The following is a 5,801-nucleotide window of genomic DNA, read 5'->3' as shown; positions in this document are numbered from 1 at the left end:
ATCTGGCCCTCTTCAACCTGGCCATCGACAGCAAGCTGCGTGGCTGCGATCTGGTCAGGATGAAGGTCGTCGATGTCATGGCGTCCGGCCAGATCAAGGAACGCGCGTCGGTTCTGCAAAGCAAGACGCAGAAGCCTGTCCGCTTTGAAATCTCCGAAGGCACTCGGGCCTCTCTCGATCGATGGATGCAGGACCCGTTGATGGTCGGGTCCGAATACCTTTGGCCTGGCCGGTTTCATGAACGGCTCCACATCTCGACCCGCCAGTATGCGCGAATTGTCCGGGAGTGGGTTGCCTCGATCGGCTTGGAGGCCAGCGCCTATGGCACACATTCGATGCGGCGGACCAAGGTCACACAGATTTACAAGAAGACAGGCAACCTCCGTGCGGTCCAGCTCCTGTTGGGGCACACGAAGATGGACAGCACCGTAAGATACCTCGGCGTCGAGCTTGAGGATGCTCTTGCGATCGCAGAGGCCATTGAAATTTGACGAACCGGGCCGTCTTCACTGACGGCCCAGAGCTGACCTTGTGCTCAACGTTCTGCGCTGATGTGTGCCTCCCCGCAGCTGACGTTCGCAATGACCCCCGGCGAGTTCAGGCGGAAGCAGATGCGTCCGCTTCCGAAGCTGAGCGATAGCGGGGGATTCCGTACAGTCGTGAAAGCTGGTAGCGTCGTCAACAAAATCGAGGCGACCATGGCACAGAGATCTGAGATCGAATGGACAGACGCGACGTGGAATCCTGTCACTGGATGCACGAAGGTCGGTCCTGGCTGCGACCACTGTTACGCGGAGAGGTTTGCGGAACGCTGGCGCGGCATTGAAGGGCATCCTTACGAACAGGGCTTCGACTTGCGGCTTTGGCCTGCGCGGCTGGCACAGCCAGCCCAGTGGAAGAAGCCGCGCATGATCTTCGTCAACTCGATGAGCGACCTTTTCAACAAGGACATTCCGCGCGAGTTCATCGACCGCGTGTTCGATGCGATGGAAGCTGCGGACTGGCACGTGTATCAGGTGCTTACCAAACGGTCGTCGCTGATGCGCAACTATGTGCGCCGCCGCTATAACGATGGGCGAGTGCCGTCGCATATCTGGCTGGGCGTGTCTGTCGAGGATGCCGCCCACAAAGGGCGGATCGAACACCTTCGGCAGATTAACTCTGACGCGCGCTTCATCTCATTCGAACCTCTGCTCGGTCCGATTGGCCAGGTTGACTTGACCGGCGTGGCTTGGGCGATTGTCGGCGGCGAAAGCGGTCCCGGCGCGCGTCCGATGGAAGCGGCGTGGGCGACCGAATTGCGTGTCGCCTGCGAGCAATACGACGTGGCGTTCTTCTTCAAACAGTGGGGCGGTGCGCGTCCGAAATCCGGCGGTCGCCTGCTCGAAGGCGAAGAATGGAACGGGTTCCCGTGGGAGATCGTGCCGAAGGCGATCATGGCGGAATTGCAATAGTGAAAAATCCAGATGACAGCAGATTTAGATCTTTACCGCGACCGCGAACAGTCGTTCATCAAGCACCAGTTCCTAACGAAGTACCTCCAAGCGGCGGCCTACAAGACGCTGCAAGGCCATTCTCCGACATTCAATTTCGTAGATGCCTTCGCCGGACCTTGGCGCGTATCGGATGACGCCAAATATTCAGACGCCTCGTTCGATCAGGCAATCAACACACTGGAAGCCGTTCGCGCCGATCTCGGAAAGCGCGGTGTAGGTGGATTGAAAATACGCTTCTGCTTCTGCGAACAGCGCCCAGAGGCGGTCGCACGCCTTCGGGAGTACGCAGCTTTGAAAGGGCGGTTCGAGATACATGTTTTCGAAGGCGCATTCGAAGACAACCTCGACGCCATCGCCGCCAAGCTGACCGATGGCTTCACGTTCACCTTCATCGACCCGACCGGATGGAATATCCGCCACGAGGAAGTGTTTCGCTTTCTGCGCGAACAGAACGGCGAGTTCATGTTGAATTTCATGTCGGACCACATCAACCGACATGCCGAGTATCAGGAGGTGGCGGCATCGTTCGGTCGGTTCCTCGCCGATGCCCAATGGGCTGACGAGTTTGCGCGCCTGCCAGCCGAGTGGAGCAACGAGCGGAAGATGCTGCACTTGATGAAAGCTGCGATGCGCACAAACAAGGTGGCGTCATACTTGCCAGATTTCTCGATCATGGTGCCAAGGCGCGAGCGGGTAAAGATGCGCCTAATACTCGGTACGCACAGCCCGTCCGGGTTGGAAGTCTTCCGCGACGTTCAGGAGAAGGTCGAGAAGCAGGAATTGGAGATGCGGCACAACCTTCGCGAAGGGGCCAGCCCGCAGGTCAGTCTGTTCTCGCCGGCGGACATCGCGGCGTTTCAGCAGGAACAGAAAGGCGTCGGCTGCAAAGCGAACAGGGCGCGGGCCGAGGAGATCATCGTCGGCTTTCTGCAAGGCAGAACGCGGGCGTTTCCCGGGCCGATGTTCAATCTGGCGATGGAGCAAGTTCCGATCCGTCGCCCGCATCTGAACAAGGTCCTCGTAGACATGCGGGACCGGGGCGTTGTTCGTTTCGATGTTCCGGCCCCTAAGCGAGTCCCCCAGCCCGATACTGCAATTTCCTTGGTTTGAGCGACCCACAGCAGCGCATGTCTCACTCCGCCCGCGGGGCCGATCATCCCGGAGCCGACCGCATAAGCCTGACTGAGTGTCCGCTTCTGCCGTAAGCCGGGAGTGCGTTCGCTAATGCAGCGAACTTCCGCCCTCCGCCCTCCTCCCGACTGCCTTCGCGAGTGCAGCGCGGATCTCGCCCCCACGGAGAAGGTCCGGAAGGTTCCGCAAAGCGCGAGTTCACCCCGCCGGGTATCTTGCAGGTGTAGCGAACGGCAGGCCCGGCCCGGCCACGCCGCAGCGTCCAAGGTCAATGCAGGGCGGCTTTGGCCGGATCGCGCTCATGAATTTGCCCCAGCACCGATCTCTTTCGCCTGCCGCGCAGTCACCAGTCTTAAACGCTTGAGCATCAGGTCTTCTCCGCCTCGGTCGTCGGCGATCCTGCGCAACTGGTCCAGCGCCCACGACAGGTGGTCGATCTGTCTGGCGGCTGTCATGAGATGGGCGACCGCATCGTCCATGTCGAGAGGCGAGACTTCGAAGCCTCGGTCGGAGAGCAGATGCACGATGGCATGCAGCGCCACCTGTGCCGCGAAGGCAGGGTCCTTCTGCGCGAAGTCCCGAGCCGCGCGAATCAGGGTGTCCGGTGATGCCTCGTCGTCGGCGGCGCAGTCGATGGCGATATCGAGATATCCGGCGGTCTTCGCTGTGGCGAACCATTTTCCGTTCCGTCCGTGGTGCGCCATGAGGTCTTCGAGGACAGCGCGCGGATCTCTGTCCGGGTAGCGCTTCACGAGGTCGCGCCACATCGCCAGCCATGTATTGCCAGACGTCATCGGCACGCCGTAACGCGTATAGGCGTCATCTGCCTTGCCTTGGCGGATCAGGAGGCTTTCGCAAAAGCGTGCAATGTCGCGAGACCCCGGTGGCACGCGCTGACCTTCGAGCAGCACCGCAGCGTGCGACAGGGCTTCGGCTTCGCGGCCCTGGCGGACAAGCGCCTCGGCTGCGTATTTCTCATAGAACCACAGACGCGTTCTGGCGCTGTCCACAAGGGCGAGCAGCTCGTCGTGGCGGCCTGCCTTAAGCAGGCAGGACAGGGTCAGCGTGGCGGTCGGCACATGTGAGAAGTGGTCATGATTTTCCCATGCGGCCGAGATCAGGTCGAGATCGCGATCCGCGTGATCGTTGATCACCGACGGGACCTGCGCGATCTCTCCGAAACGGTCGGCGAGCGGGGCGAGGTAATCCACGCCGTCATCGACGATCGCCGTGCGCAACCGCTCCGCCCAAGCCGCACGGGTGGTCTCGTCCGCCGGTGCGTCGATCAGGATAGGAACGAGGTCTTCGAGAGTGCGCGCAACGGCAGTGCCCAGCGAGCCGGAGGAGGTGTCGATGTGTTCGAAAGCCGGCCAGATGCGTTCTGCGAGCGCGATGACGCCCTCGCCGGCCGCGACTGGATCGATCTTCCGCACGGTCTTGATCTCGCGAACGGCGGCCTTCAGTCGCGCGGCGGCCTTCGCCGTGCTGCGCCAGCCGAACGCGCCTGCCCGCATGCCGGACTTGAACGCCCATCTGTGGGTGCTGCTTCGGGCCATGTCGCCCCCCCTCCTGTGCTGTCGATACTGACACAGAGCGGTTGCAGGATGAAGATCCGGACGCCCATGGCCGGAACACACGGAATGGCGTCCGATCGGGTTGACCTTCCACCGATGATACGGCCATCAGACGTTCGCGGCCGGGGAGCGATCACATGACCAGCGACAGGGATATCCGGGAGAAACTTGCCAAGCTCGAGCGGCTGTTCGCCCAAGGTGCGACCCATGGTGAACGGGCCGCGGCCGGTGCGGCGCGTGACCGGCTTCAGGCCAGACTGGATCTCGGAGCCGCGGACAGCGCGGAGCCGGAGATCGAGCTTCAGTATTCCCTGCCGGATGTCTGGTCGGTGCGCATCTTCGTGGCGCTCTGCCGCAAGCACGGCGTGCGACCCTATCGCTATCCTCGGCAGCGGCGCACCACGGTCATGGTCAGGGTGCGGCAAGCCAGCTTCGAACGTACGGTCGCCTCGGAGTTCCGCACCCTCTATCGCGAGGTGACGGCTTATTTCGACGAGACGGTGAACCACCTGATCGCCGACGCCATGAAATCCGATGGCGACGACGAGACGCTCGAGCAACGGCAACTTCCGAAGTAGCACGCCGGGCCGCCTGCCTCGGCACGGGCATCGATCTCAGTACCGCTTCGGTACCCTCTCGCGCCTCCGCCACCATCCCCTCCACCTTGCGCGACTCCTGCGGTGGCAGACGAGTGAGCAGGCGGACGAACCCGGACGGATCGACGTGGCATGACGGGTCTCCTCGGCGGCCTTGGGCCACGGTTTGCTGACAACGCCGAGGGCTTCCTGTGAAGCACGCGAAAGCCGTTGAAGGCGCTGTTGAGACCTCTACTTTCGCCGACATGAGGAAACGGGATCACATGCTCGCATTCTTACGGCGCGCCACGGCGCTTGCAGCCTTCGTCGCGCTGCTCTGGGCGGTCCAGGTCGTCAACTGGATCATCGGCTACGGCTTCAACCCGACCTTCGGCCTGATCCCCCGGCACGTCAGCGGGCTGGACGGCGTCATCGCGATGCCCCTCCTGCACGGAAGCTTCGCGCACCTGATGGCCAATACGCCGCCGCTACTGGTGATGGGTGGGCTGCTGGTGGCCACGACCACACGGGCCTTGCTGGCTGTGAACGCCGTGGTGATAGGCCTCAGCGGCGGCCTCGTCTGGCTGTTCGGAAGCTCCGCCATTCATATCGGTGCGTCAGGGCTGGTCTTCGGGTGGTTCGGCTTCCTCGTGGCGCGCGGCCTGGTGGATCGCTCGCCGGTCACGCTGGGCGCGGCACTACTCGTCGGCGTTCTGTATGGCTCCATCCTCTGGGGCATTCTGCCGGGTCAACCTGGGGTCTCTTGGGAGGCCCATCTGTTCGGCGCTATCGCGGGCGCAGCTGCTGCATTCTTTGTACGAACACACGTCCATGCTCCGCGCCTCGCCGGCGTCAATCTGGAATGAAGCAGCACATCCGGCCCAGACCCACCATTGAGCTACAGCCCTATCGCTGCGGTGCGGCTTCACCAAACCTGCCATTCGTGCACCGCGCAGCATTTGAGACAGGTGAGTAGGGACTGTGCGGCCGAATCGGACTTTGGGGTTTATTTATGCTACGCTGCG

6 protein-coding genes are annotated in these 5,801 nt (G+C 62.2%); 5 read left to right on the top strand and 1 reads right to left on the bottom strand.

Annotation, left to right across the window (positions count from 1 at the left end):
- Window positions 1-2: 2 nt before the first annotated feature.
- From LCF60_RS23100 to tcmP, 3 genes are all read left to right on the top strand, one after another.
- Window positions 3-491 (top strand): tyrosine-type recombinase/integrase, encoded by a 489-nt coding sequence (locus LCF60_RS23100; RefSeq protein ID WP_292294891.1) that lies wholly within the window; start codon window positions 3-5, stop codon window positions 489-491.
- Window positions 492-581: 90 nt separating this feature from the next.
- A complete protein-coding gene (locus LCF60_RS23095) occupies window positions 582-1,454 on the top strand; it encodes a phage Gp37/Gp68 family protein (protein ID WP_292294890.1) in 873 nt (290 codons plus the stop codon).
- A gap of 12 nt (window positions 1,455-1,466) precedes the next feature.
- Window positions 1,467-2,606, top strand: coding sequence for a three-Cys-motif partner protein TcmP (tcmP, locus tag LCF60_RS23090; protein ID WP_292294889.1), 1,140 nt, complete (start codon window positions 1,467-1,469; stop codon window positions 2,604-2,606).
- Between the two features lie 320 nt (window positions 2,607-2,926).
- Here the strand turns inward: tcmP and LCF60_RS23085 are convergent, their stop codons facing one another.
- Window positions 2,927-4,183: a hypothetical protein gene (locus LCF60_RS23085; protein ID WP_292294888.1), complete on the bottom strand. Its 1,257-nt coding sequence runs from the start codon at window positions 4,181-4,183 to the stop codon at window positions 2,927-2,929.
- 155 nt (window positions 4,184-4,338) lie between these two features.
- Here LCF60_RS23085 and LCF60_RS23080 point away from each other — a divergent pair, with 155 nt between their 5' ends.
- Both LCF60_RS23080 and LCF60_RS23075 read left to right on the top strand, forming a co-directional pair.
- Window positions 4,339-4,779 (top strand): hypothetical protein, encoded by a 441-nt coding sequence (locus tag LCF60_RS23080; protein ID WP_292294887.1) that lies wholly within the window; start codon window positions 4,339-4,341, stop codon window positions 4,777-4,779.
- A gap of 281 nt (window positions 4,780-5,060) precedes the next feature.
- Window positions 5,061-5,642, top strand: a complete 582-nt coding sequence (locus tag LCF60_RS23075) for a rhomboid family intramembrane serine protease (protein ID WP_292294886.1) — start codon at window positions 5,061-5,063, stop codon at window positions 5,640-5,642.
- Window positions 5,643-5,801 lie beyond the last annotated feature (159 nt).

The sequence above is a fragment of the Marivita sp. genome, from assembly GCF_020055635.1.
Lineage (GTDB): Bacteria > Pseudomonadota > Alphaproteobacteria > Rhodobacterales > Rhodobacteraceae > Marivita.
Note: the sequence above shows the minus strand (reverse complement) of the source record. Positions and strands in the feature narration are given on the sequence as shown.